The following is a 511-nucleotide window of genomic DNA, read 5'->3' on the forward strand; positions in this document are numbered from 1 at the left end:
TCGAACGCTGGAAGAACAGCGGCACGATCTCGACGAGGCCGCCGAAGGCGACCGTCACCAGGATCAGCACGATCATCAGGAAGTTACTGGTCTCGATCTTCTCGTGACCGCCGACGGCATGGTGTTTTGCCATGGTCTGATTTCTCCTACGGTTTCAGGCGGTTCAGGCGTGGGCCGGCACCATCGGGATCGGCGCCGCGGCGACCTTGCCGCTCTTGATGGTCATCACCGTGTTCCAGGCCATGATCACCATGCCCGTCAGGTACAGCAGACCACCGCCAAGGCGGATCACGTAGAACGGATAGGTGGCCTTGACGCCTTCGACGAAGCTGTAGACCAGCGTGCCGTCGGGGTTGACCGCGCGCCACATCAGGCCCTGCATCACGCCGGCGATCCACATCGCGGCGATGTAGAGCACGATGCCGATCGTCGCCACCCAGAAGTGCAGCTCGACCGCACGGGTGCTGTACATCGTCTGACGCCCGAACATGCGCGGGATCAGGTGGTACAG

The 511-nt window shown here is 62.4% G+C and carries 1 protein-coding gene; it reads right to left on the reverse strand.

Annotation, left to right across the window (positions count from 1 at the left end; all coding sequences use genetic code 11):
• Positions 1-163: 163 nt before the first annotated feature.
• Positions 164-511 (reverse strand): cbb3-type cytochrome c oxidase subunit I (locus tag CLD20_RS20070; RefSeq protein ID WP_224408446.1); only part of this gene is annotated, 348 nt, incomplete at its 5' end.

The sequence above is a fragment of the Afifella sp. IM 167 genome (genome assembly GCF_020144925.1).
Classification (GTDB): domain Bacteria; phylum Pseudomonadota; class Alphaproteobacteria; order Rhizobiales; family Afifellaceae; genus Afifella.